This window comes from Myxococcus virescens (assembly GCF_900101905.1).
GTDB lineage: Bacteria > Myxococcota > Myxococcia > Myxococcales > Myxococcaceae > Myxococcus > Myxococcus virescens.
Genome location: NZ_FNAJ01000021.1, coordinates 54,228 through 74,560 on the forward strand (window position 1 = coordinate 54,228; position 20,333 = coordinate 74,560).

At 68.5% G+C, this 20,333-nt stretch carries 21 protein-coding genes; 9 read left to right on the plus strand and 12 right to left on the minus strand.

What is annotated here, in order from left to right; translation table 11 throughout:
* Nucleotides 1-26 precede the first annotated feature (26 nt).
* Nucleotides 27-650 (plus strand): hypothetical protein, encoded by a 624-nt coding sequence (locus BLU09_RS38510; RefSeq protein WP_143043246.1) that lies wholly within the window; start codon nucleotides 27-29, stop codon nucleotides 648-650.
* A gap of 195 nt (nucleotides 651-845) precedes the next feature.
* On the opposite strand, the gene BLU09_RS34115 is transcribed toward BLU09_RS38510, so the two are convergent.
* A complete protein-coding gene (locus BLU09_RS34115) occupies nucleotides 846-1,904 on the minus strand; it encodes a TPM domain-containing protein (protein ID WP_244172277.1) in 1,059 nt (352 codons plus the stop codon).
* Between the two features lie 96 nt (nucleotides 1,905-2,000).
* Nucleotides 2,001-2,738: a DUF1428 domain-containing protein gene (locus BLU09_RS34120; RefSeq protein WP_090495101.1), complete on the minus strand. Its 738-nt coding sequence runs from the start codon at nucleotides 2,736-2,738 to the stop codon at nucleotides 2,001-2,003.
* Nucleotides 2,739-2,807: 69 nt separating this feature from the next.
* Here BLU09_RS34120 and BLU09_RS34125 point away from each other — a divergent pair, with 69 nt between their 5' ends.
* Complete coding sequence (locus BLU09_RS34125) at nucleotides 2,808-3,248, plus strand: MarR family winged helix-turn-helix transcriptional regulator (protein WP_090495103.1); 441 nt, start codon at nucleotides 2,808-2,810, stop codon at nucleotides 3,246-3,248.
* Between the two features lie 120 nt (nucleotides 3,249-3,368).
* The gene (locus BLU09_RS34130; protein ID WP_090495105.1) at nucleotides 3,369-4,127 is read left to right on the plus strand and encodes a 2OG-Fe(II) oxygenase; all 759 of its coding nucleotides are present in this window, start codon (nucleotides 3,369-3,371) and stop codon (nucleotides 4,125-4,127) included.
* A 48-nt stretch (nucleotides 4,128-4,175) separates the two neighbouring features.
* On the opposite strand, the gene BLU09_RS34135 is transcribed toward BLU09_RS34130, so the two are convergent.
* Nucleotides 4,176-5,372: an acyltransferase family protein gene (locus BLU09_RS34135; RefSeq protein ID WP_244172278.1), complete on the minus strand. Its 1,197-nt coding sequence runs from the start codon at nucleotides 5,370-5,372 to the stop codon at nucleotides 4,176-4,178.
* Nucleotides 5,373-5,511: 139 nt separating this feature from the next.
* On the opposite strand from BLU09_RS34135, the gene BLU09_RS34140 reads away from it, so the two are divergent.
* The 4 genes from BLU09_RS34140 (at nucleotide 5,512) to BLU09_RS34155 (ending at nucleotide 8,945) form a co-directional block, all read left to right on the plus strand.
* On the plus strand, nucleotides 5,512-6,273 hold the full coding sequence (locus BLU09_RS34140; RefSeq protein ID WP_090495110.1) for a hypothetical protein: 762 nt from the start codon (nucleotides 5,512-5,514) through the stop codon (nucleotides 6,271-6,273).
* Between the two features lie 155 nt (nucleotides 6,274-6,428).
* The gene (locus tag BLU09_RS34145; protein WP_090495112.1) at nucleotides 6,429-7,340 is read left to right on the plus strand and encodes a macrolide 2'-phosphotransferase; all 912 of its coding nucleotides are present in this window, start codon (nucleotides 6,429-6,431) and stop codon (nucleotides 7,338-7,340) included.
* Between the two features lie 99 nt (nucleotides 7,341-7,439).
* The gene (locus BLU09_RS34150; RefSeq protein ID WP_090495115.1) at nucleotides 7,440-7,964 is read left to right on the plus strand and encodes a cytochrome c-type biogenesis protein; all 525 of its coding nucleotides are present in this window, start codon (nucleotides 7,440-7,442) and stop codon (nucleotides 7,962-7,964) included.
* A 12-nt stretch (nucleotides 7,965-7,976) separates the two neighbouring features.
* The gene (locus BLU09_RS34155; RefSeq protein ID WP_090495117.1) at nucleotides 7,977-8,945 is read left to right on the plus strand and encodes a tetratricopeptide repeat protein; all 969 of its coding nucleotides are present in this window, start codon (nucleotides 7,977-7,979) and stop codon (nucleotides 8,943-8,945) included.
* Nucleotides 8,946-9,027: 82 nt separating this feature from the next.
* On the opposite strand, the gene BLU09_RS34160 is transcribed toward BLU09_RS34155, so the two are convergent.
* The 9 genes from BLU09_RS34160 to BLU09_RS34200 form a co-directional block, all read right to left on the minus strand.
* Nucleotides 9,028-10,230, minus strand: a complete 1,203-nt coding sequence (locus BLU09_RS34160; protein ID WP_090495120.1) for a GNAT family N-acetyltransferase — start codon at nucleotides 10,228-10,230, stop codon at nucleotides 9,028-9,030.
* 51 nt (nucleotides 10,231-10,281) lie between these two features.
* A complete protein-coding gene (locus tag BLU09_RS34165; RefSeq protein ID WP_090495122.1) occupies nucleotides 10,282-11,451 on the minus strand; it encodes a DegT/DnrJ/EryC1/StrS family aminotransferase in 1,170 nt (389 codons plus the stop codon).
* On the minus strand, nucleotides 11,448-12,566 hold the full coding sequence (locus BLU09_RS34170) for a GNAT family N-acetyltransferase (RefSeq protein ID WP_167371218.1): 1,119 nt from the start codon (nucleotides 12,564-12,566) through the stop codon (nucleotides 11,448-11,450). Before BLU09_RS34170 ends, BLU09_RS34165 begins: the two co-directional genes overlap by 4 nt.
* Before the next feature lie 39 nt (nucleotides 12,567-12,605).
* Nucleotides 12,606-13,685, minus strand: a complete 1,080-nt coding sequence (locus BLU09_RS34175) for a gluconeogenesis factor YvcK family protein (protein ID WP_090495127.1) — start codon at nucleotides 13,683-13,685, stop codon at nucleotides 12,606-12,608.
* A gap of 93 nt (nucleotides 13,686-13,778) precedes the next feature.
* Nucleotides 13,779-15,146, minus strand: a complete 1,368-nt coding sequence (gene exoE / locus BLU09_RS34180) for a polyisoprenyl-phosphate hexose-1-phosphate transferase ExoE (RefSeq protein WP_090495235.1) — start codon at nucleotides 15,144-15,146, stop codon at nucleotides 13,779-13,781.
* A gap of 94 nt (nucleotides 15,147-15,240) precedes the next feature.
* Nucleotides 15,241-15,978 (minus strand): CpsD/CapB family tyrosine-protein kinase, encoded by a 738-nt coding sequence (locus BLU09_RS34185; RefSeq protein WP_090495130.1) that lies wholly within the window; start codon nucleotides 15,976-15,978, stop codon nucleotides 15,241-15,243.
* Nucleotides 15,979-16,007: 29 nt separating this feature from the next.
* Nucleotides 16,008-17,435, minus strand: a complete 1,428-nt coding sequence (locus BLU09_RS34190) for a GumC family protein (protein ID WP_090495133.1) — start codon at nucleotides 17,433-17,435, stop codon at nucleotides 16,008-16,010.
* A 14-nt stretch (nucleotides 17,436-17,449) separates the two neighbouring features.
* Nucleotides 17,450-18,646, minus strand: coding sequence for a porin family protein (locus BLU09_RS34195; protein WP_244172279.1), 1,197 nt, complete (start codon nucleotides 18,644-18,646; stop codon nucleotides 17,450-17,452).
* A gap of 14 nt (nucleotides 18,647-18,660) precedes the next feature.
* Nucleotides 18,661-19,233, minus strand: a complete 573-nt coding sequence (locus BLU09_RS34200; protein ID WP_090495137.1) for a polysaccharide biosynthesis/export family protein — start codon at nucleotides 19,231-19,233, stop codon at nucleotides 18,661-18,663.
* 373 nt (nucleotides 19,234-19,606) lie between these two features.
* On the opposite strand from BLU09_RS34200, the gene BLU09_RS34205 reads away from it, so the two are divergent.
* Nucleotides 19,607-19,804: a hypothetical protein gene (locus BLU09_RS34205; protein ID WP_225888882.1), complete on the plus strand. Its 198-nt coding sequence runs from the start codon at nucleotides 19,607-19,609 to the stop codon at nucleotides 19,802-19,804.
* A 91-nt stretch (nucleotides 19,805-19,895) separates the two neighbouring features.
* Nucleotides 19,896-20,324 (plus strand): EVE domain-containing protein, encoded by a 429-nt coding sequence (locus BLU09_RS34210; protein WP_011553268.1) that lies wholly within the window; start codon nucleotides 19,896-19,898, stop codon nucleotides 20,322-20,324.
* The last annotated feature ends 9 nt before the right edge of the window (nucleotides 20,325-20,333 follow it).

Below are 20,333 nucleotides of genomic sequence, written 5' to 3' on the forward strand. Positions count from 1 at the left end.
AGAAATACCGCATCCATCTCGAAAACATGGATGACGTCGCATCACTCGACGAAATCCGCCTGGAGCTTCGAATTCGAGGACAAGGCTCCTTCTCTGCCAAGTGCACTCAGCCTCTGGGGTTTGACCCGTGGCCAACGGCATTCACATCAAAATTCGATGAGCGCACCGCGGTGCTCACCGCGACGGGCCTGCGACGCGGCGAGCGCTGGCTTTTTGAAATCTTCACGGACGGGGACGAACAAGGCGTCGAAGTGAAGTGCGGTGTCGGGCGCAGAGAACTCCCGACCATCTCCAGTGACGCAGTGAATGAGTTCGCCGACAATCCAAGCACCTCCTCCCTCAATCGTTGGCTTGGAATTCCGCTCGCGGCCATGCTCTACCTGTTTTGCACGATAGGACTTCGACTGTGGCAAGAGCGGACGCCAATCTTTCGGTGGAAGGATGCCGGGATCAGCATCCTGGTCATGCTTGTCGGCCTGCTCATCCACTGGTTCATGCTGAAGCCACATCAAACCACCGTCGCATTTCCCACCAGCCGCCCAGCATTCCCTCGCAGTCCCCACCCTGCGCAACATTGCTCACCCACTTCGAAGATAGAATCTCCAGACTTCGAGCGCTCTGAAATCGAAGCAGGTCCATATTCGATTTAGATCGCGGCAGCATCGGATCAAAAACAGAACTTTCAGGGCGCGCCGGAAGCGGCGTAGGTCCCGAACGCGCTGGCAACTCCGCAGTTTTCTGAGAAGATCTCCTCGTTGACCAGTACGGTCCGACGCAGCTGACATCGAGGAGCGCGGCATCGAGGAGTTGCTCTTAAATGGACTCGACGGCCCGGCCCTTGAGAACTACCAGCGCCCACTCGAGCCACCGCCTGACGAACGCCCGCCGCTCGAAGAGCTACTCCCGCTGAATGAGCTCGACGACGTGGACCGCGTGAGCTTCGGCGTCGCGTGACGGGAAGTCGCGGTGTGGTGACAGTTCGTGCAACGCACCGTGACCTCGATTTCTCCGCCAGAGGCGTACGTCGCGCTGCGAATCGTCCGGCTCGTCTTATTCGCGGTCACATAACGGCACTTCTTGCACCGGACATGACGCGTGAAGAGCGTTCCATAGCGCTCCACCACCGCGTCCTGGCACGGCTCGCACCACCACACGTCGTAATCCACCGAGCCCAACTGCTCCTCACGAACCTGCCCCGGCATCAGGTGGGCATCGTCGGCATCCTCATCGAGCCGCGCTCTCGGGTTGCGGCACTTCTGGCACCGGCGCGGTCTGCGACGAAGCAGCGCCCGGCCCGCAACGCCCACGGCCCCCACGAACCCCGCCCCTCCCGCCAGGGCTGGAACATTCAGGTCACCTTCGGGCTCACTCGGTCCTTCAGACACGATGGTGACGGCGGAGTCCTCCGACCATGCGGACTCCTCGAGCCTGGGATCCCATGCCAATGCGGCCTCCTGGGCGTTGCGAGGCTGATTGAGCTCCGAGGTCACGATGAGCTGATGCAGCCCGCGTGCGCCTTCGAGCACCGCGTCGTCCGGACTGCCCCGTTTGAAGGCGGGAACCACGTCGTTCGCCATGATGGCGTCACTGCGCGCCTGCTCATTCGGGCCATCCACGCCATCACCCAGGATGATCTCCGCCGCGCGGTCGTCGAGCGCGATGAAGAGCAGCGCGCCGTCGTCACGACCGGCCGTGCCCAGCCCCCACCGATTGAAGAGCTCCAGCGCGAAGGCGCGCGGCGGCTGGCGTCCCGTCGTGTCGACCACCACCACCGCGAGCTGGCCTTGGCCATCACGGACCAAGGCATTGCCGAGCTGGTCCACCTCCGCCAGCGTCTGCGGCGTGAGTGTCCTGGTCGTGTCCACGGACCATGCGTTGACCGCGAGCCGTGGCACTTCCTTCACGGTGACCCCCAGGGCTGGAACGCCAAGGGCCCAACAAGCCAGGAACACCCAGCACATCCCAGTGCGCATGGGTGTCGACGCTAGCCCATTCAGGCTCTACGCGCCCGTGCCCGTCGCCGCCGTCTCAACCAGCATCGGCACGAAGCCGCCGTGGGACCTGCGGCCCTCGTCATAGGGCATGCTGCCCGGGTGCATGCGCGGATCGGCCATGGCCTTCCCCCACCCGGCGTCGCGCGCCTCCTTCGACGGCCACTCAATCCAAGCGAAGACGACCTGCTCATCCGCGGTGGCCTTCACCGCGCCCTTGAAGTCAGTGACCTTCCCGTCGGGGACGTCGTCTCCCCATGCGTCGACGACGCGCATGGCGCCATGCTCCAGCAGCACCGCCGCGAGACGGGACGCGATGGCATGGTAGGCCTCCTTGTTTCCAACCGGCACCGGCACGAGGGAGCCATCGACATAGCCGGGCCTGCCCGCTCCGCCCTCATGGATGCTGGGAACGAAGCCGCCGAAGATCATCCGCTTCCCATCGAAGGGCATGTTCGCGCCCATCTCCTCCATCCTTGGGTCACGCATGGCCTTCGCGTTCGCTTCGTCGCGCACCGCCTTGCTGGGATACTCAATCCAGGAGAAGACGATGACCTCATCCGGCTCGGCCTTCACCGCGCGCCGCAGGTCGGTGACCTTGCCTTCAGGGACATCGTCCCCCCAGTTCTCAACGAAGCGCGTCGCACCAAACTCCTTGAACAGCGGCGCGGCGGCGCTAGCGGCCTGCCGGTACGCCTCCTTGTTCGCCGAGGGGACTGCGCACACGAATCCATCGATGTAGGCCATGGCAACTCTCCAGCTGGGGTACTCTTGCTTTGACAAGAAAGGTTGATATCAACATAATCACCCTTGTCAATGTCCAGAGCCGTCTCATTCGCCACGACGCTTCACGTCCGTGACCACTGCCTGTGCCTGGTGGTCCAGCAGGCCGCGCGCGCCCTGGCGCGGCGCTTCGATGAAGCCCTGCGCCCCGTGGGCCTCACGCATGGACAGTTCTCACTGCTGATGTCGCTCAATCGCCCCCAGCCGCCGTCCATCGGCCCCGTCGCGGAGCTCCTGGCGATGGACCGGACCACGCTGACAGCCAACCTGAAGCCGCTCGAAAGGCGCGGGCTGGTGAAGACCACCGTCGACCCGGCCGACCGCCGCGGGCGATTGCTGACGCTGACGGACGCAGGGCTCCAACTCCTTCAATCCGCGCTGCCCCACTGGGAGAGGATGAACGAGGAGACGGAGCAACTGCTGGCGCAAACCGATGTCGACGCCCTTCGGGCTGGGCTGCGGGCGCTCTCCTGAGTCCTCTTCCAGCCTCCGGAACGATGATGCGCCCGGAGGCAGCGGCTCCAGACTCGTTCGCCTGCGCCAGGGTGCCCTGGCGCCGGCAGCGTGCGCCGCACGTTCTGCTATAGGGGGCCCGTGAGCATCGCGACCCACGAAGAAGGCCCGCTGCGAGGACCGAGCTTCTTTTTCAGCCGCACGGCGCTCCGCGCGCTCGCGCTGGCCCATCGCGCCAGCTACGGCGCGGCGCGGCCTCACCCCCACGCCGTCATCGATGGCTTCCTGGGGAAGCCGCTTGCGTCCGAACTGGCGGGGGTCTTCCCGGGCGCGACCGAGGCGAATTGGAAGCGACGCGACCACCCCGAACAGGCGGCTCGACTGGGACAGCTTCAGCGCAAGGCATTCGAAGACGTCCCCGGAGCGCTCCGGCACCTGCTTTCGGAGTTCTCCGGCATGGCGTTCATCGACTTCCTGGAGTCACTCACCGGGGTGCAAGGGCTCATCCCGGATCCGCATTTCCGAGGCGCCGGGCTGCACCTCACGTTGCGTGGGGGGCATCTGGCGCTGCACGCCGACTTCAACCGCGATCGCTTCCGCGCGCTCTCCCGCCGGCTCACCGTCCTCTACTACCTGAACCCCGGCTGGGAACCCGCCTGGGGAGGGGACCTCGAGCTGTGGAGCGCGGACCTCTCCCAGTGCGAGACGCGAATCGCCCCCCTCCTGGATCGCCTGGTTGTGATGGCCCACGGCGACGACCACTGGCACGGACACCCCACCGCGCTGGCGTGTCCCGAGGGACGAGGGCGCGCCGCGGTCGCGGCCTACTTCTACACCGCGGAGGAAGCCCCCAACGCGCCGGAGCCCCACAGCGCTATCTGGGCACCACCGCGCTCGTAGCTGGCACCTCATTCGCGGTACGGCGCTCGCCCGCGCTGGCGCCAGCCCTCAAGCCGTGGGAGCCACGGCCTTCCCCGCGGCTTCCGGATGCGTGAATCGGTCCTTGAGACGCAGCAAGGGCTTCTCGAAGAAGCGCCACGAAACGAGCGTGAGCGCCAGCAGCACCGCGTACTCGAACAGGATGCCCACCGCGGTAGCGACAAACGTCGAAGGAATGAAGCGGTAGAACAGCGGCCGCGTGTAATGGCCGCCGGCGGGGATGACGAGCGCATGGAACAGGTAGAGCCCGTAGCTCACCTGCCCGACGAAGCGCAGGGGCCGCCATTGCAACACAGCCTGGAGCACCCGCGCGCGCCCGGAGAGCACCCACCCCAGCAGGCTGGCGAAGCCCACCGCCCAAAGCGTGTACAGGCCCGCAACCAGCAGCACGCGGACCTGCGGGCCGCCCGGCCCCGTAAGCGCCGTTGCCATGTGAATGGCGGCGCCCTGGCCGAAGAAGACGAGGGACAACCCGCAGGCCACGAGCAACGCGGGCACCGCGAGCCGCGCGCCCCACCGTGACAGGCCGTCCGCCGTGGCGCGGCCATCCACCACGCCCAGCGCCAACAATCCACCGAGCGCCAATCCATCCAGACGGAACAGCGTGAAGGTGTAGACCTGGATGGGCGCCGCGCCCTCCCACAGGGCCGCGAGGCGCGCCACGGGGGACAGCAGCACGCACGCCCACAGGAGCGCGCGGAGCTGCCCGTTCCGGAGGAAGAACACGAGCAGCGGCCACACCAGGTAGAACTGCTCCTCGATGGCCAGGGACCACGTCACGTTGATGGGCGCGGGACCGAAGTCCGTCATCCAAAGGTTCTGGAGGTACAGCGCGTAGGTCACCCAGGGATAGCGCTGGGTATCGAAGGCCAGGGCCGGCAGCAGCCGCCCCATGACGCCAAAGGAGAAGGCCAGCACCAGGAAGTACAGGGGCCAGATGCGCAGCGCCCGCCGCGCGTAGAAGGTACGGAAGTAGCCTCCACGCTCACGCGTCTGCACGAGGATGCGCGTAATCAGGAAGCCAGAGAGGACGAAGAAGAGGTCCACGCCCGCCCAGCCCACCTGGAAGAGTGAGCCCAGCGACGCGCTGCGCAGCCCTGTCAGTGAGTGATAGGCAACCACCATCAGCACCGCCACGCCGCGCAGCCCGTCCAACGCGGGAAGGTACTCCGGCAGGTGCAGCGGCTCCGAGGGTTCGGTCGTCATCTCGGGGCGGACCATAGCCGGAAACGGTGGAGGCGCCCCACCGAGCCTTTCAGGACCTGTTCACCGAGGAAAATCCTCGCACGTCGCGGCAGGCAAGCACGTCAGGCCATGACCTTGCAGTCGTCGTGGCACTTCCCATATGAAGCGCGCGCTCATGCTCCGATTCGTGGCAATCATTGCCCTCCTGACCACCACTCCTACGCTCGCGAACGAAGAGGCGGAAAGCCCCGCCCCCATCGCCGAGAGCGGCCCAACCCTCAGCCGAGAAGAAGCGCTGGAGCAATATGAGCTCCGGCACATCGGGTTCGATGAATACATCGCCGTGACGCTGTCGTATTCGCCACTGGCCGTCAGGAGCCCGCCGAGCCGATGGACCGTCCCGTATGAGGGGAAATACAAGAAGCCACTGGAGGGCGAGGCGTTCTATCAGAAGCTCGGCCGAGACGACCTCGTTGCGGAGTATCAGTCGAGAAGCGCCACCAAGCTCGCCCTGAAGATCGTCGGGGGAGTCGTGATGGTTGGCGGGCTCGTCTACGGCATCGCCACACCAGGCGCTCAGTCCGAAGACTGCGAGCTCGGCCCCGACTTCTCGGCCTGCATCGACCGCAACTTCGCGGCTGGCGACCGGAAGCGGAACATGTTCCTCGTGGGAATGGGCGTGAGCCTGGTGGGAGCAGGGTTGCTGGGGTGGGGCATCTTCTACAACCCCCATCCCATCGCCTCCAGCGAGGCCCGCGAACTGGCGGATGGCCACAACAAACGCCTTCGCCAGGAATTGGGCCTGTCGGATGTCCCCGCGCCAGCCCCAGGCCCACGAAAGCGGCCATACGTCATCCAGGCCCGCCTGACGCCTGTCTTCGGCCCGAACTCCGGGGGACTGCTGGTGGACGGGCGCTTCTGATTCCCGGCCGCGATGTCAGGAAGCGTGCCCAGGCCGGGTCGGGGCGCCTCACGCATGGCTCGCCGGAGCCCGTCTCCCCGGCGGCCGTGCTCCCCCTCAAGTCGTGGCCCGCGCGGCCAGCGTGATGACCGTGCAGGCCTGAAAGGACGCCCTGGATGCCCTCCGCCCCGAACGATGCCCCCCAGCTTGTCGAGCTCGCCGGCAACCACGGACTGAAGCTCAAACCCGACACCCTGTCGGTCAACGAGGCCGGACTGGACTATCGCGTCGTGATGGCGCGCGACGTCGAAGACACTCCGTGGGTCCTCCGCATCCCCCGGCGTGAAGACGTCTCCGCGAAGCTCCCGGACGAGAAGAAGATTCTCGACTTCATCGGTCCTCGGCTCGGCGTGGCGGTGCCCAGGTGGCAGGTCGCCCACCGGGACCTCATCGCCTATCCGGCGCTACCGGGCAGGCCCGGGCTGACGCTGGACCCCGCCTCGGGTGAGCCCGTGTGGCACTTCGACCGCGAGTCCCCCGTCTATGCCCGCCAGTTCGGCCAGCTCCTGGCCCGGATGCATGCCATCGACGTCGAGGATGCCCGGCGAGCGGGCCTCATCGTCGAGACGCCCGACCAGGTCCGCGCCAACTGGGCCTCCGACATCGCCCGCATCAAGCAGGCCTTCGACGTGGCGCCCGCCCTCCTCCAGCGTTGGGAGCGCTGGTTGGGCGACGACTCCTACTGGCCCCGCTTCGTCACGCTGACGCATGGGGAGATGTACCCCGCCCATGTCCTGCTGGCGCCGGACGACACCATCACCGGCGTCCTCGATTGGACGACCGCGAAGGTAGGAGACCCGGCGCGCGACTTCGTCTTCCAGAAGATGCTCGGCGTGGACGCCGTGTTCGAGGCCACCGTGGACGCCTATGTGAAGGCGGGCGGGCAAGTCCCAGACCGCCTGGGCGACCACTGTGTGGAACTGCTCGCGGCTTCACCCGCCGGCTACGCCCTCTTCGCGCTGACCACCGGCCTGCCAGAGCACCGGGCAGCCGCCCAGGCGCAGTTGAACCCCAAAGCGGCCATGTAGGCACAGCGGGCCGGGCGGCGGGCCAGCCCCTCGCCGCTCAGGTTTCACTGTCCAATCACGGCCTGGGGCGCTAGGTAGGGACGGCTCGATGGAGCTTCGATGACCGCTGCCCTCCTGTCCCTGTCCCTCGCCTTCACGCTCGTCACCGGCCAGTTCGCGCCCCAGCAGGCGGGAAGTGACCCGCTCGCGCCGGAGCTGGAGGCGCGTGCCCAGACGCTGGGCAAGCAGCTCCGGTGCGCCGTGTGCCAGGGACTGTCCGTGGCGGACAGCCCGTCCTCCATGGCGCGTGCCCAGCTCGACATGATTCGCGAGCTCGTCTCCGAGGGGAAGAGCGACGCCGAAATCGTCGAGTACTTCGTCGCCCGCTACGGTGAGTGGGTGCTGCTGTCCCCCCGCGCGGAAGGCTTCAACTGGTTCGTGTGGCTGGGCCCGGTGGGGCTCGTCGCCGTGGGCGCCTTCGTCATCTGGCGGCAGCTCCAGCGCGGCGCGGGCACCCCGGAGCAGGCCCCGCCCGCGGCCACGACTTCGGAAGAAACGGCGGCCCCGGCCGCGCCCGCTGGAACGCCTCCAGTGGATGAAGAAGACCCGTACCTCCAGGCCGTGCGCCGGGAGCTCGAGCGCTAGGAGCGCCAGGCCATGCAGCCGCAGACGACGAATTGGTTGCCCGGAATCATCGTGCTCGCCGTCACCTTCGTGTTGGCGGCGGGCTGGATCCTCTTTCAGCGCCGCAAGGGCTCCCTGGCGTCGGCCGAGCCCCGCGACGGCGTGCTCGATGACCTGACCCAGCGCGCGCAGTCCCTCATCGACCAGCTCCGCGCGCTGGAAGCGGAGAAGCACAACCAGAGCGCCGAGCAGTATGCCGCCGAGAAGTCCCGCCTGGAGCGCGAAGCCGCCGGGGCGCTGCGCGCGAAGGACGAGCACCTCAAGCGCAAGGCCTCCAGCGAGGGCGTCCGCCCCCGCCCCCAGGCTCCGGTCCCCACCGGGTGGGCGTCTCGCAATCCGCAGTTGGTGGGCGCGCTGTGGGGCGCGGGCATCGTGGTGTTCTTTGGTGGGCTGGGCTACCTGCTCGTCTCCGAGCAGCAGACGCGCACCGACGGCATGGAGGCCACCGGCCGCATGCCCCCGGGCGGCGCCGCCGCGCAGCAGCAGGGCGCGGGCATGGACGAGCAGATGCAGGAAGGCCCGGAGATGCAGGAGGCTCGCGCGCGGCTGAACGCCAACGCCGGGGATGTGGACGCGGCGGCGCTGCTGAGCCACGAGCTCATCCGCCGTCAGCAGTTCGACGAGGCCGTGAAGGTCACCGCGAAGGGCCTGGCGGCGGACCCCTTCAACGTCGAGCTGAAGGTCCACCGCGGCGTGCTTCGCGCCACCCAGGGCGACATGGCCGGCGCCGAGGCGGAGCTGACGGAACTGGTGGACACCTGGCCGGACGCACAGGAGGCGCTCATCTTCCTGGGCAGCCTCGCCCTGCGCCGCGGCGACAAGGCCGCCGCGCTGGCCCACTTCGAGCGCTTCTCCGTGGAGGTGCCGCGCAACATGCAGCCGCCGCAGCTCGGCCCTGCGATTGCCCAGCTTCGCGCGGAGGTCGCTGGCGGCATGCCCTGACGCCCAGCCCCCTGCCCTCACCGGCGGCGCCGCCCCAACCACCCGGAGTGGTCGAGGCAGGCGCCGCTGGCGTTTTCGATGCTCAGTGCACCGCGGCCCGCCGACGGCGGAAGCGCCGTACCTTCTCCACCAGCGTGTCCGGCATCGCCGCCTTGGCGCCGTTGCGCAGCAGGCGCGCCAGGGATTCGGACTGGGAGAACCAGCGTCCCTCCCACGTCCCGGCATGGACCCGCACGGACAGCGTGCGCCGCTGCTTGGATACCCAATCGGACTTGTACGTCTCGGTGCCCCGGAGGAAGTCGTACTCCGTCAGGCCGGCCTCCATCGCGTCGCGGAACGTCTCGCCCACCAGCACCAGGCCCACGCTGCGATTGCGCCACGCCGGGTCATAACCGGACTGGAAGTACACGAAGGTGTCGCGGTGGAGGATGCCGTACACCGACGCCACGGCCTGGCCGCCCACCTTCATCGTGTAGAGGCGCAGCCGGCCCCGCTCCGCCAGGAACTGCGTGGCATCTCGGTGGAACGCCTCCACGCCCGAGCCCTTGATGCCCTGCGAGCCCCCATCCGCGGCCCACCGCGCCGAGTGCAGGCGGAAGAAGTCCGTCAGCGGCGCCGCCAGCTCGCCCGGGGCGTCCGTGCGCTCGATGCGGTAGCCCTCCTGCTTCGCCAGCCACTTGCGCCGCCGCAGGAAGTTGTCGCGGCGTCCGGTGCGCTTGAGGAACGCGTCGAAGGGCTCGCCCGGCGTCAGCGTGTCATACGGGCACACGTAGCGCGGCGCCACGCGGACGTCCGGCCTGGCGAAGGTCTCCCGGAGCACGTCCACGGTGGGCGAGTCCTCGCGCAGGTCCGACAAATCCAACACGTCCCATTCGTCGCGCAGCGCGTGCAGCATCCGCGCGAAGGCGCCGGCCACCTCGCGCTCACGGCCCCGCCGCGCCACGACGTCCAGGTAGTCGCTGCCGACGTGTGTCTCCCCCAGGAAGCTCAGCCGCCGCACCGGGATGCCAGTGACGCCCAGGTACTCGACGCCCAGCGGCATCAGGCCCACCAGCGTGCCCGCCGCGTCGCGCGCGGTCAGCACCAGCGGGCGCCGGCCCGTGGCGATGCGCCGGCACCACGGGTACACCCACTCCCAGGCGTTGAAGGGCCCCGCGTCGCTCGCATCCATCAGCGCGGCCCATTCCTCCCGCATCCCCGCCAGCGTGGAGAGGCTGCCCACGGCGCCTACCTCCAACGGGTGCGCGGCCCACGCTCCCTGCGACAGCTCATCCTCCCGAATCAACGCCCGTCCTCCCGGAGGGGCAGCCGCCCCTCCCTGTTCCCCGAATGAACTTCACCCCGCGCGCTTCTTCGACCGGTGGTCCGACTTCACGGCCTCGCGCACCGCCTGCGCCACGTCCGCCATGACCTCCGGCGTCAGGTCCTGGTGGCACGGAATCTCCACGATGGAGCGACGCAGCTGCGCCACCTCCGGGAAGGCCGATGCGTCACAGGCCGGGTGGAAGCGCTTCCAGAAGTCGATGGCGTCGATGCCCTGCACGCGCAGCCGCGCCAGCACCTCCGCCTTGTCCTGCACCACCAGCGGGTAGAATAGCGGGCACGCGCCCGGCGGAAGCTGGTTGAACAGCGGCGCGGAGATGTCGCGCAGCCGGCCCAGCAGGAAGAAGTAGTTGCGGCGCCGCTGCTCGACGATGGATTCCAGGTCCTGGGCCAGGGCAATCCGCTTCGTCAGCGGGCTCATGCCCAGGTCCACGTGCTTGCGGTCGAAGTGCTGCGTCCCCGTGGCCACGCGCTCGATGCTGGCCGCCTTCACGGTGCCATGCCCCAGCGCGCGCACGGCGCTGCGCAGGGCCCGGCCGGCCAGGCCGCCGCGCAGCTCCAGGTTCTGCAGCAGCGCGGACACCGTGTGGCTGAAGGTGGACACGGACGGCGGCGCGGGCGGCTCCGGAAGGCTGTACTGGCGCGGGCCGTTGACGACCAGCGCGCCCCCATTGGGAACCGGAAGCGTCTTGTAGAGGCAGAAAATGCCCACGTCTCCCGTCGTCCCCAGGGGCACCGTTCCGTCGGAGGACAGCAGCGACAGCGCGCAGTCCTCGATGAGGATGAGGCCGTGCTGGTCCGCCAGCTTGCGCATCTCCGCGACGGGGCCCGGGAAGCCCGCGTAGTGCGTCAGGTACAGGGCCCGCGTCTTCGGGCCGATGCGCCGGGCCACGTCGTCCAGGTCCACGTCCCAGCGGCTGCCCACGCGGTAGAAGCGCGGCGTGGCGCCGGCGTCCACCAGGGCCTCCACCTCCACGCCGTGGTGGTAGGCGGGCATCAACACCTCGCCCGAATCCAGCCCCAGCATCTTCACCGTCAGCCAGATGGCGTTGCGGGCGAAGTAGAAGTAGCGGACGTTGGGCGAGGAGAACGGCGGCAGCGCGCCGGGCTTCGGCCGAGACAGCAGCATGTGCGGCCACAGCGTGGGCAGTGACGGCACGAACAGCCGGCCAGAGTGCTTCATCGTCTCCATCGCGACACCACCTCTTTCACCGCGGGCCCCCACCGGAACTTGGCCGCACACAGCGCCTGGCCGAAGGGGGAGTCATTGAACACGTAGAGCCAGGTGTGGCGCCGGACCTCGTTCGTCCAGTCGCGCTTCCACACCATGTCGGGCCCCAGGAAGTCGAACTCGTGCAGGCCCCGGTCGATGCAGGCCCCGATGACCTCATCCACCAGGAGCTGGCCCGGGCTGCACTCACGCAGGCTTTCGTCGTAACCGGGCTTCAGCAGGAAGTAGCGCCCGCCGTATTCCAGGCCGTACTGGAACGCCACCGGCCGGCCGTCCAGCCGCAGGAAATACAGCGCCAGCCGCTGGCGATAGGCGGAGTCCCGCGCCAGCTCCGTGTAGAAGCCGCGCGTGCGCGCATCCTGCGCCATGGCCGTGCCGCGCGCGCCCTTCCAGCCGCTCTGCTCCAGCAGGAAGCCTTCCTCCAGCGCGCCCTCCAGGCCGAGCCCGCTGTCCACCCGCTCGAAGGTGAGCTGGCCCTTCTCCTCCAGCTTGCGGCGGCGGCGACGGCAGTTGGCCTTGAACTTCGACTGCAATGTCTTCTGCAAGGCATCGCGGGACGCCGGCAGCGGCACATACGGGGAGCGCAGGGACTCCCACTCGCCCACGGGCAGGCCGGACTCGCGCGCCACCGCATGCAGCCGCCAGGCGGCCCCACCGTCGGGGACATCCGTGAGCCGCAGCACATCCCAGCCGCCGGCCGAGCGCAGGTGGGACACGAAGGCCGCCGCGGCGACCTCCGGTTCCTTCGCCACCAGGTCGAATCGGCAGGAGTGGGCGTTGGCCGCCGCGGACAGCTGCCGCGCCGGTACACCCAGCAGTGTCGTGCGCTCCTCCCACAGCGGGAGCACCGCGCCAAGGCTCCCATCCGCGTCCCGCAGCGTCAGCACGCGCGGATTCACACCGGGTACGAAGTTGTCCATCCAGATGCGGATGAACTCATGCCGGTAGAACAGCTCGTTGGAGGTGGCCTCCACGAGCGCGTTCCACTCGGACTCCAGGGACATGAAGGCCGCGCGTCCCGTCACTTCGGTGACGCGCGGCGAGGCAGAAAGGTCTCTTGCTTCCATGAGGTGTCGGGTGCCCAAGGTGGTGATGGAGGTTCGCGGCTACAACCCGCTGCGGGCCATCTTCAGCAGGCAGGCGGCGACCTTGCGGCTGTCATGTCGAATCCTGGACCCTGCCTTGAGCAGGTCCGCCTGCACCGGCACCACGCCCGCGCCAATCAAGTCCCGCGGGTTGGCTGACACCACGAACGAGCCGCGACGGGCATAGCGCCGGTTCGCCTCTTCCGTGGGCAGCGTGCCGTTGACGAGCACCGCGTCCAGCACCGGCCCCACGTGGTCCGTGACGGCCTGCACGTGGTCCAGACAGGACATGCCGTCCGTCTCCCCCGGCTGAGTCATCAGGTTGGCCACCATGATTTTCAGCGCGCGCGTCTCCTTGAGCGCCTGGGCCACGCCGTCCACCAGCAGGTTGGGCAGCACGCTCGAGTACAGCGAGCCCGGGCCGATGGCGATGAGGTCCGCCGTGTAGATGGCCTCCAGCAGGCCCTCGGTGGGCGGCGGCGAGCGAGGACTCAGCGTGACGCGGCGCACCCGGCCGTGCGCGCGGCAGATGTTGCGCTCCCCCACCACCTCCGTGTCGTCATGCATCTGCGCCACCAGCTGCACGGACGCCAGCGTGGAAGGCAGCACGTGGCCCCGGGCGCCCAGCAGCTCCCCGGACATGCGCACCGCCTCCATGAAGTCCCCCTTCAGCTCCGCGAGCGCGGCGATGAGCAGGTTGCCCACCGCGTGGCCCGCCAGGCCGCGCGCTCCGCCGAAGCGGAACTGGAAGACGTCCTTGAGCGCGTTCTTTCCACCCGCCAGCGCCACCAGGCAGTTGCGGATGTCGCCCGGAGGCAGCGCGCCGTGTTGGCGCCGCAGACGGCCCGAACTGCCGCCGTCGTCGCTCATGGCCACCACCGCGGTGATGTCGATGCCCGGCTCCCGGGCCTTCGGTGTCGCGCGCCGGGCCAGGCCGCGCAGCACCATGGGCAACCCCGTGCCTCCGCCGATGGCGACGATGCGCGTCGGCCGGTCCACCTGCCCCTGCAGCACCTCGTTGCCCTGGCGCTCCAGCTCCAGCCTGCGACGGGCCTCCGCCCACTCCGCGGGCAGCGGCGCTTCCATGTCCATTCCCACCATGACGCTTACCCCCATCCACGACGCCCCAGCCCGCCTCCCCAGGCGAGCCCCCCTCCCGGCCTCCCACAGCGGAAGCCGGGAAAGCGAAATGCCCTACCGCGCCCCACGACCGAGAAGCACATGCCTCACGGTGTGGAAGATGATTCCCACGTCCAGGAACAGCGAACCGTTCTTCACGTAGTACAGGTCGAACTCCAGCTTGTTCCGCGCATCCTCCACCGACGCGCCGTAGGGGTAGCGAATCTGAGCCCACCCCGTCAGGCCTGGCTTGACGGCCTCCCGCAGGCCGTAGAACGGAATCTGCTGCTTCAACTGCTCGACGAACACTGGCCTCTCGGGGCGGGGCCCCACGAAACTCATGTCTCCCGTCAGGATGTTGAAGACCTGGGGAATCTCGTCGATGCGCGCGCGGCGGATGAAGCGGCCCACCCGCGTGACACGGTCATCGTTCGCCTTCGCCCACACCGCGCCATGCTTCTCCGCGTCCGTGCGCATGCTGCGGAACTTCCACAGGTGATACGTGCTCCCGAACAGCCCGGTCCTTTCCTGCCGGTAGAAGATGGGTCCCTTCGAATCCAGCTTGATGGCCACCGCGACCAGCAACAGGAAGGGCGCGGACAGGATTAGCAGGAGGGATGCCACCGCGATGTCGAAGCCCCGCTTCAGCGTGCGGCGCAGCGGGGACACGGTGAGCTCGTCCGCGAAGGCGAAGTCGCTCGCCCTCAGGAACTGCACCGGAATCCGGCGCAGCACCCGCTCGCAGAAGCCCGTGGCCTCATACACCCGCCGGCCCTGGAGCCGGCAGCGCAGCAGGCCGTCCACCCAGTTGGCCCCGCGCATGTCATCCGCGGCCTGCACCACATAGGCCGCGTTCAGCCGGGCCGCCGTCTGCTCCAGCGCCTCGCCCGAGGTGCGAGGGTCCGTCAGGCCCACGATGCGGTAGGTGCCCTCCCCGCCCGCTTCAATCGCGCTGGCCACCGCGCGCGCCTTGGGCCCTTCTCCGACGATGAGCACCGAGTGCGGCGCTCCCACCAGGGCGCGGATGGACACCCGCACCATCAACGTCCCGGCCAGGGCCCCCATGGCTCCGCCCAGCAGCGTGCCGGGCGGAAGCTGCATCGGCACCACCAGCGGGGTGACGAGCATGACGCCGCCCGCCACCATCGCCGTGACCCCCGCGGCCTTGAGGAACCGGTATCCCCGCACCCGGTCCTCCGCGGCCACACGGAGGTCATACAAATCCAACAGATACAGCGTGAACTGGAAGGTGATGACGAACGCCGCGCCCATCCACAGCAGCGTGGGCCACAGCTGCGACAGCGGCGTGTGTGTCCCTTCAGGCGCGAAGAGTGCCGCGCAGGCCGCCGCGCCCATCACGCAGGCCAACGCGATTGCCGAACTCTCGGCGAGGAAGAACGTCAGTTTCTTTGCAGAGAAATAATGGTGAAAAACGCGGAGCACGTGCCCCTCCAACCTACCCGCCCGACCCTCTTCCACCACCGGCCCCGCCCCCCTGTCACCCGGAGGCGGGAACCGGAACCAAAGCCCCCCGCCGCTACCGCTTCTCGTAGTTCTTCAGATACGGCGCCGAGTGGACCTCCGCGCCATTCAGCACACACCCGACGATGGGCGCGCCGCCCAGGCTCTCCACCGCCTGGTGCACCGCCTTGCCCGACGTCACGTTGGCGCGAATGACCATCAGCACGCCGTCCGCCTGATGGCCCAGGATGGCCGCGTCCGCGAAGGGCAGCGTGGGCGGCATGTCGACGTAGACCTCGTCGAAGCCCTCACGCACCGCCTTGAGGAACTGCTTCATCCGGCCGCTCGCCAGCACCTGCGCGGTGTCCTCGGGCGTGACGCCCGCGGGGATGAGGGCCAGGCGCGTGGAGTTGAACCGCCGCACCACGTCCCGCACCTCACAGTCCCCCGCCAGCAGCTCCGCCAGGCCCGTCTTGTTGCGCATGCCCAGCGTGGCCGCCACGCCGCCCCGGCGCAGGTCCGCATCCACCAGCAGGATGCGGCGCTCCGGGTTCGCCCGGGCCGCGGCGAGCGCCAGGTTGACGCTCGTCACCGTCTTGCCTTCCCCGGGCATCGCCGAGGTGAGCGCGACGACCTTCATCGGCCGCAGGTCCCGCATCCGCTCGAGCCTGTAATAAAGGCTCCGGTATTGCTCCGCCGCGGCCGATGCCGGCGCCGTCAGCGTCACCACCCGGCGGTCCACCGCGTTGCCGCCCGTCGGGTTGTCATCCACTCGGGGGAGGAAGTTGCCCGCCCGCTCCATCGTCTGATCCATGTCCGTCCTCCGTCCTTTTCCGGCGCGACTCAGTTCAACGACGTGGGGTTAGACACGCTGTTTCGAGCCCCCGAAGCCGGCATCAGAATCCGCCGCTCCGTCTTGCCCTGCATTTCCGGGACCACCGCGAGCACCGGCAGCGTCAGGCGCTGGCGAACCTCGGTGCCATCGCGAAGGCTGTCGTCGCGCATCTCCAGCACCGCCCCCGTCAGCACACCCAAGCCCAGGGCCAGGAGGAAGACGATGAGCATGCCCGCCATGCGGTCCGGCCGGGCCGGGGTCGCCGGCACGCCCGCCGGGGAGATGACGTTGAACAGGCTCTTGGCGCTCTTGGCCTCCAGCTCCTGCGCGATCTCCGCCTCCACCTTGCGGCTCACCACGCTCTGGTACTTGGTGCGCGCGATTTCGTAGTCGCGGTTCATCACCGCCAGCTCGTGCGCCCAGCGCGGGGTGTTGTTCAGCCGGCCCTGGTACGCCTCGGCCTGCTTCTGGAGGTCCTGAATCTCCTGCTGGATGTTGCCAATCAGCGTGGCCACGCGGGTGCGCTCGGCGCGCTCGGCCCACAGCCGCCCTTCGGCCTCCTTGCGGCGAGCCGTCATGCCGTCCAGCTCCGTCTGAAGTCGCTTCACCTCCGGGTGGTCCTCCGTCCAGGTGGTGCGAGCGTTGACCAGGGAACGGGTGAGCCCGTTCTCCGCGGCCTCGAGCCGGCCGGCCTCGCTGTCCACCGCGTTGCGCGCGCGGGCCAGGTCGGAGCGGCGGCCCTCGGCGACACGCAGCTCCTCCGACTTCGTCTGGAGCTGGTGCGACACGCGCTCCAGGCCGCGCATGTTCATCTCCATCTGCTCGGGCAGCTCGCCCAGGTGGTCCACCTTGAACTGGGAGATCTTCGCCTCCCAGTTGCTGACCGCCTTGCCCAGCTGAACCATCTCCTCGTTGAAGAGGTCGGTGGCGCGCGCCGCCTGCGCCTGACGAATCTTCAGCGTCTCATCGGAGAAGATGGTCGGCAGGCGGTTGGCCACCTGCGCCGCCACCTGCGGGTCGCGGTTGGCGTAGGTGAGCTCGAAGGCCGTCTCACCCTCCACGCGCACCGTGAGGTCCTTGCGCATCTGTGCGACGGCGGACTCCATGCCCTTCTCCGAAACGATGTCCGGATAGAGGTTCATCTCCTCGATGGCCTTCTGAAGCACCGGACGCGCCAGCAGCTCCTGGCGAACGGTGAGCAGCCGCTGCTCGATGATTTCGCTCACCGTGCGCTGCACCATCTCCTCACCCGGCCGCTGCGGCTCCACGCGGACCACCACTGAAGCCTCGTACATGCTCGGCCGGGTCATCACGATGGCTGCGCCCACCACGAAGACCACTGCTGCGATGGCACCGACCAGGGCCTTGCGCCGCCACAGGGCTCCCAGAAGCTGGTCTGCCGTCATCCCTCGCTCCATGTTCCGCTCCTCCTCCATCCCACGCGCTGTAGCTACCAAGGCGTCACCACCAATCGGACGGCGAACACATTGCGCGTCAGGTCCACCGCGCTCGCCGAATCCGCCAGCCCAACCTGAGCGATTCGATCCACCGCACCCTGCGCCGACAGGCGCCGGTCCATGCGGTACTCCACACCACCACTCACCGCGTAGCCCTGCGACACCCGCGGCGCTCCTCTGAACACGGCCCAGTCCAGCGACGGGGCCTGCCCGTTGCGGAAGAAGCTGGCCGCGCCAAAAAGCGAGAACTTCTGGGTGAACCGGCGCGCCAACATCACCGACGCGTAGTCCGCCCACAGCGCGTTGGTGAAGCCGTTCGCGCCCACCAGGTCGTGTCCCATCGACACGCCCACGTCGAACATCTCCCCTTCGCGCTGCAGCTCCACGTTCACGCGCGGAACCCAGCCACCCTGCTGGCCCACCGGCGCCAGGTACCGCACGGGGCCCGCCCGGACGGTGAAGGTGGTAGGCCGCGTCAGCCGATACCGCAACCCCAGCGCCGCGCCGTGCGACTGGCTCAGCGCCCCCTCATAGAGGAAGCCCTGGTACCGGTACTCCAAACCCAGGCTGAGCCGGCGCGTGGCGCGGTACCAGCCTTCGATGGAGGGCGTGTGCGCGTACCCCGCGCGCTGCCCCACGTCGATGATGCGCACCGCCTCGAAGCGGTAGCCCGCGCGCACGTCCAGCCGCTCCGCCACGCGGTTCGTCACGCCCAGCGTCGCCTGCGTGAAGAACGTGGGCAGCGTGGAGCGCGCCAGGCCGTCACGCGGCAGCGAGCTGGGGTCCGTGACGCGGAACACCCGAATCGCCGTGTCCAGCCGCAGGCGACGCGTCACCTGGTGCCGGGCCTCCAGACCGCCCCGGTGGTCCAGCGTCGTCCTGCCCGACCCATGCCGCATCAGCAGGTCGGCCGCGTAGAAGCTGTCCAGCGTGAGCCGCGCGTCCTTCGCCTCCAGCCCCAGCCGCGGCGTCACCTTCGTCATCAGCTGGCCGGCGCCGCCACCGCCCAGTCGCAGGTCATCGTCGAACCGCTCCTCGGCCGTCAGCCGAAGCCGGGGCTCCCATACCGTCGCGGCCTGCGCGGCAGGCGCACCGAACAGGAGGCCCGCGAGTAGCCACTTCTTCCAGTTGCCCTTCACCGTCGCCCTCCGTCCCGCACGCCCACCACCGCCCACGTCCACGACGCCCACTGCGTCACCACCCCTCACGGAACGACGACGGTGTCACCCGGCCGGAGCATGACCTCGTGTCCACCATCCGGAGAGATGAGGTCGCTGTAGCGCACCGGAATCTGTCCGCCCTTGCTGTCGGTGCGGATGACCACGATGCCGTCCGAGTTGGCGAAGTCCGTGAAGCCGCCCGCCAGCGCGATGGCCTGCAGCAGTGACACGCGGCCGCGCAGCGGATAGGCGCCCGGGTGGGCCACTTCGCCGGTGACGAACACGCGGCTGCTGTTCACCTCGCGGACAATCACCGTCACGCGCGGCTCCTGCACATACGGCTGGAAGGCCTCCTTCAGGGATTCGGCCAGCTCCGTGGGCGTCTTGCCCGCGGCGTGGACCTCGCCCACCATGGGCATGGAGATGTAGCCATCCGGACGAACCGGCAGCGTCCGGGACAGCTCCGCGTCACGCCACACCGCGATGTCCAGCACGTCCTCGCGGCCAATCCGGTAGGGCTGCTCCGTGTTGTCCACCGTCACCTTCGGCTGGTGCGCGCAGCCCCCCAGGAGCATCACGCCCAACACCGTCCAGAACCCCGCGCTCGTCTTGCCCATCGTCAGCTCTCCCTCAAAAGCGTGTGTCGCGCTCCCGGCCCTACCGCAGCCGGACGTTGCTTCCGGCGGCGTTGCCTTAGCAGCGCGTGTGCCACGTACTGGAGGGAGGGAAAGCCCTTGGATCGCAGTGGGTTACGAAGTGCCCTCCTGGGAGACCCCATGGGGTTCAGGAAATTTTTCCGGCATCGTACCCGCGTCGCACCCGGTGCTTTCTTCAGGCATTGCTCTGAACAGGGAACGACTTTGCCCTCCGCGGCCCCTCCCGCTTCCCACTTCCCGGGGCTGGAGGCTGGCACGCGTCTTGGATTGAAGTTCGCGCGAGGCAATGAATTCCACAACGCGTGATGTGTTCGCGAGAACGGGGGAGGGTCGGATGAGGAAGGCGGCTGGGGCGGTGGCGGCGTCGTTCGCGATGGGCACGGGCGCCATGACCCTGATGGGCGTGGCCTTCGCAACGCAGATGGAGGCCGCGGTGGTCGCGGTGGTGGGCCTTGCGTTGTACGCGAGCAGCGCGCTGCTCACGAACAAGGCGCCGGCGACGGCGGCCACCAGCGTCGCGAAGCAGGCGTAGTCCGGATGTAACGAAAGAGGCCGGGCGCCCGCGCGTGGCGCCGGCCTCTTTCCTTTGGCGCGCGCGGTTTCGGACAATAAGGTGCGCCGCCATGGCCAAGCCACAGTACTGGCTCATCAAGAGCGAGCCCTCCGTCTACGCCTACGCCCAACTGGAGAAGGACGGGAAGACGGAGTGGACCGGCGTGCGCAACTTCGAGGCGCGCAACAACATCCGGGCGATGAAGCCCGGGGACCTCTGCCTCTACTACCACTCCAATGAGGACAAGGCCGTGGTGGGTGTGGCCCAGGTGCTCACGCCGCCGGGACCAGACTCCACCGTGCCCGATGAGGACTGGGCCGCCACCTTCATGGGGCCTGTCGTCCCCTTCACGCAGCCGGTGGACCTGGCCACCATCAAGGCCACCGCCGCACTGAAGGATTTTCCGCTCGTCACCCGCGGCCGGCTGAGCGTGGCCCCCGTCACCGCCACGCACTTCAAGCAGGTGTTGAAGATGGGGAAGACAGTGCTACCGAAGTAGTACGGTGAC

Coding starts and splice junctions, on each gene's coding strand:
- BLU09_RS38510 (WP_143043246.1), top strand. CDS start 27: ATGGATGACGTCGCATCACTCGACGAAATCCGCCTGGAGCTTCGAATT.
- BLU09_RS34120 (WP_090495101.1), bottom strand. CDS start 2,738: ATGGCCTACATCGATGGATTCGTGTGCGCAGTCCCCTCGGCGAACAAG.
- BLU09_RS34125 (WP_090495103.1), top strand. CDS start 2,808: ATGTCCAGAGCCGTCTCATTCGCCACGACGCTTCACGTCCGTGACCAC.
- BLU09_RS34135 (WP_244172278.1), bottom strand. CDS start 5,372: ATGACGACCGAACCCTCGGAGCCGCTGCACCTGCCGGAGTACCTTCCC.
- BLU09_RS34140 (WP_090495110.1), top strand. CDS start 5,512: ATGAAGCGCGCGCTCATGCTCCGATTCGTGGCAATCATTGCCCTCCTG.
- BLU09_RS34145 (WP_090495112.1), top strand. CDS start 6,429: ATGCCCTCCGCCCCGAACGATGCCCCCCAGCTTGTCGAGCTCGCCGGC.
- BLU09_RS34150 (WP_090495115.1), top strand. CDS start 7,440: ATGACCGCTGCCCTCCTGTCCCTGTCCCTCGCCTTCACGCTCGTCACC.
- BLU09_RS34155 (WP_090495117.1), top strand. CDS start 7,977: ATGCAGCCGCAGACGACGAATTGGTTGCCCGGAATCATCGTGCTCGCC.
- BLU09_RS34165 (WP_090495122.1), bottom strand. CDS start 11,451: ATGAAGCACTCTGGCCGGCTGTTCGTGCCGTCACTGCCCACGCTGTGG.
- BLU09_RS34170 (WP_167371218.1), bottom strand. CDS start 12,566: ATGGAAGCAAGAGACCTTTCTGCCTCGCCGCGCGTCACCGAAGTGACG.
- BLU09_RS34175 (WP_090495127.1), bottom strand. CDS start 13,685: ATGGTGGGAATGGACATGGAAGCGCCGCTGCCCGCGGAGTGGGCGGAG.
- BLU09_RS34185 (WP_090495130.1), bottom strand. CDS start 15,978: ATGGATCAGACGATGGAGCGGGCGGGCAACTTCCTCCCCCGAGTGGAT.
- BLU09_RS34190 (WP_090495133.1), bottom strand. CDS start 17,435: ATGGAGGAGGAGCGGAACATGGAGCGAGGGATGACGGCAGACCAGCTT.
- BLU09_RS34200 (WP_090495137.1), bottom strand. CDS start 19,233: ATGGGCAAGACGAGCGCGGGGTTCTGGACGGTGTTGGGCGTGATGCTC.
- BLU09_RS34205 (WP_225888882.1), top strand. CDS start 19,607: ATGAGGAAGGCGGCTGGGGCGGTGGCGGCGTCGTTCGCGATGGGCACG.
- BLU09_RS34210 (WP_011553268.1), top strand. CDS start 19,896: ATGGCCAAGCCACAGTACTGGCTCATCAAGAGCGAGCCCTCCGTCTAC.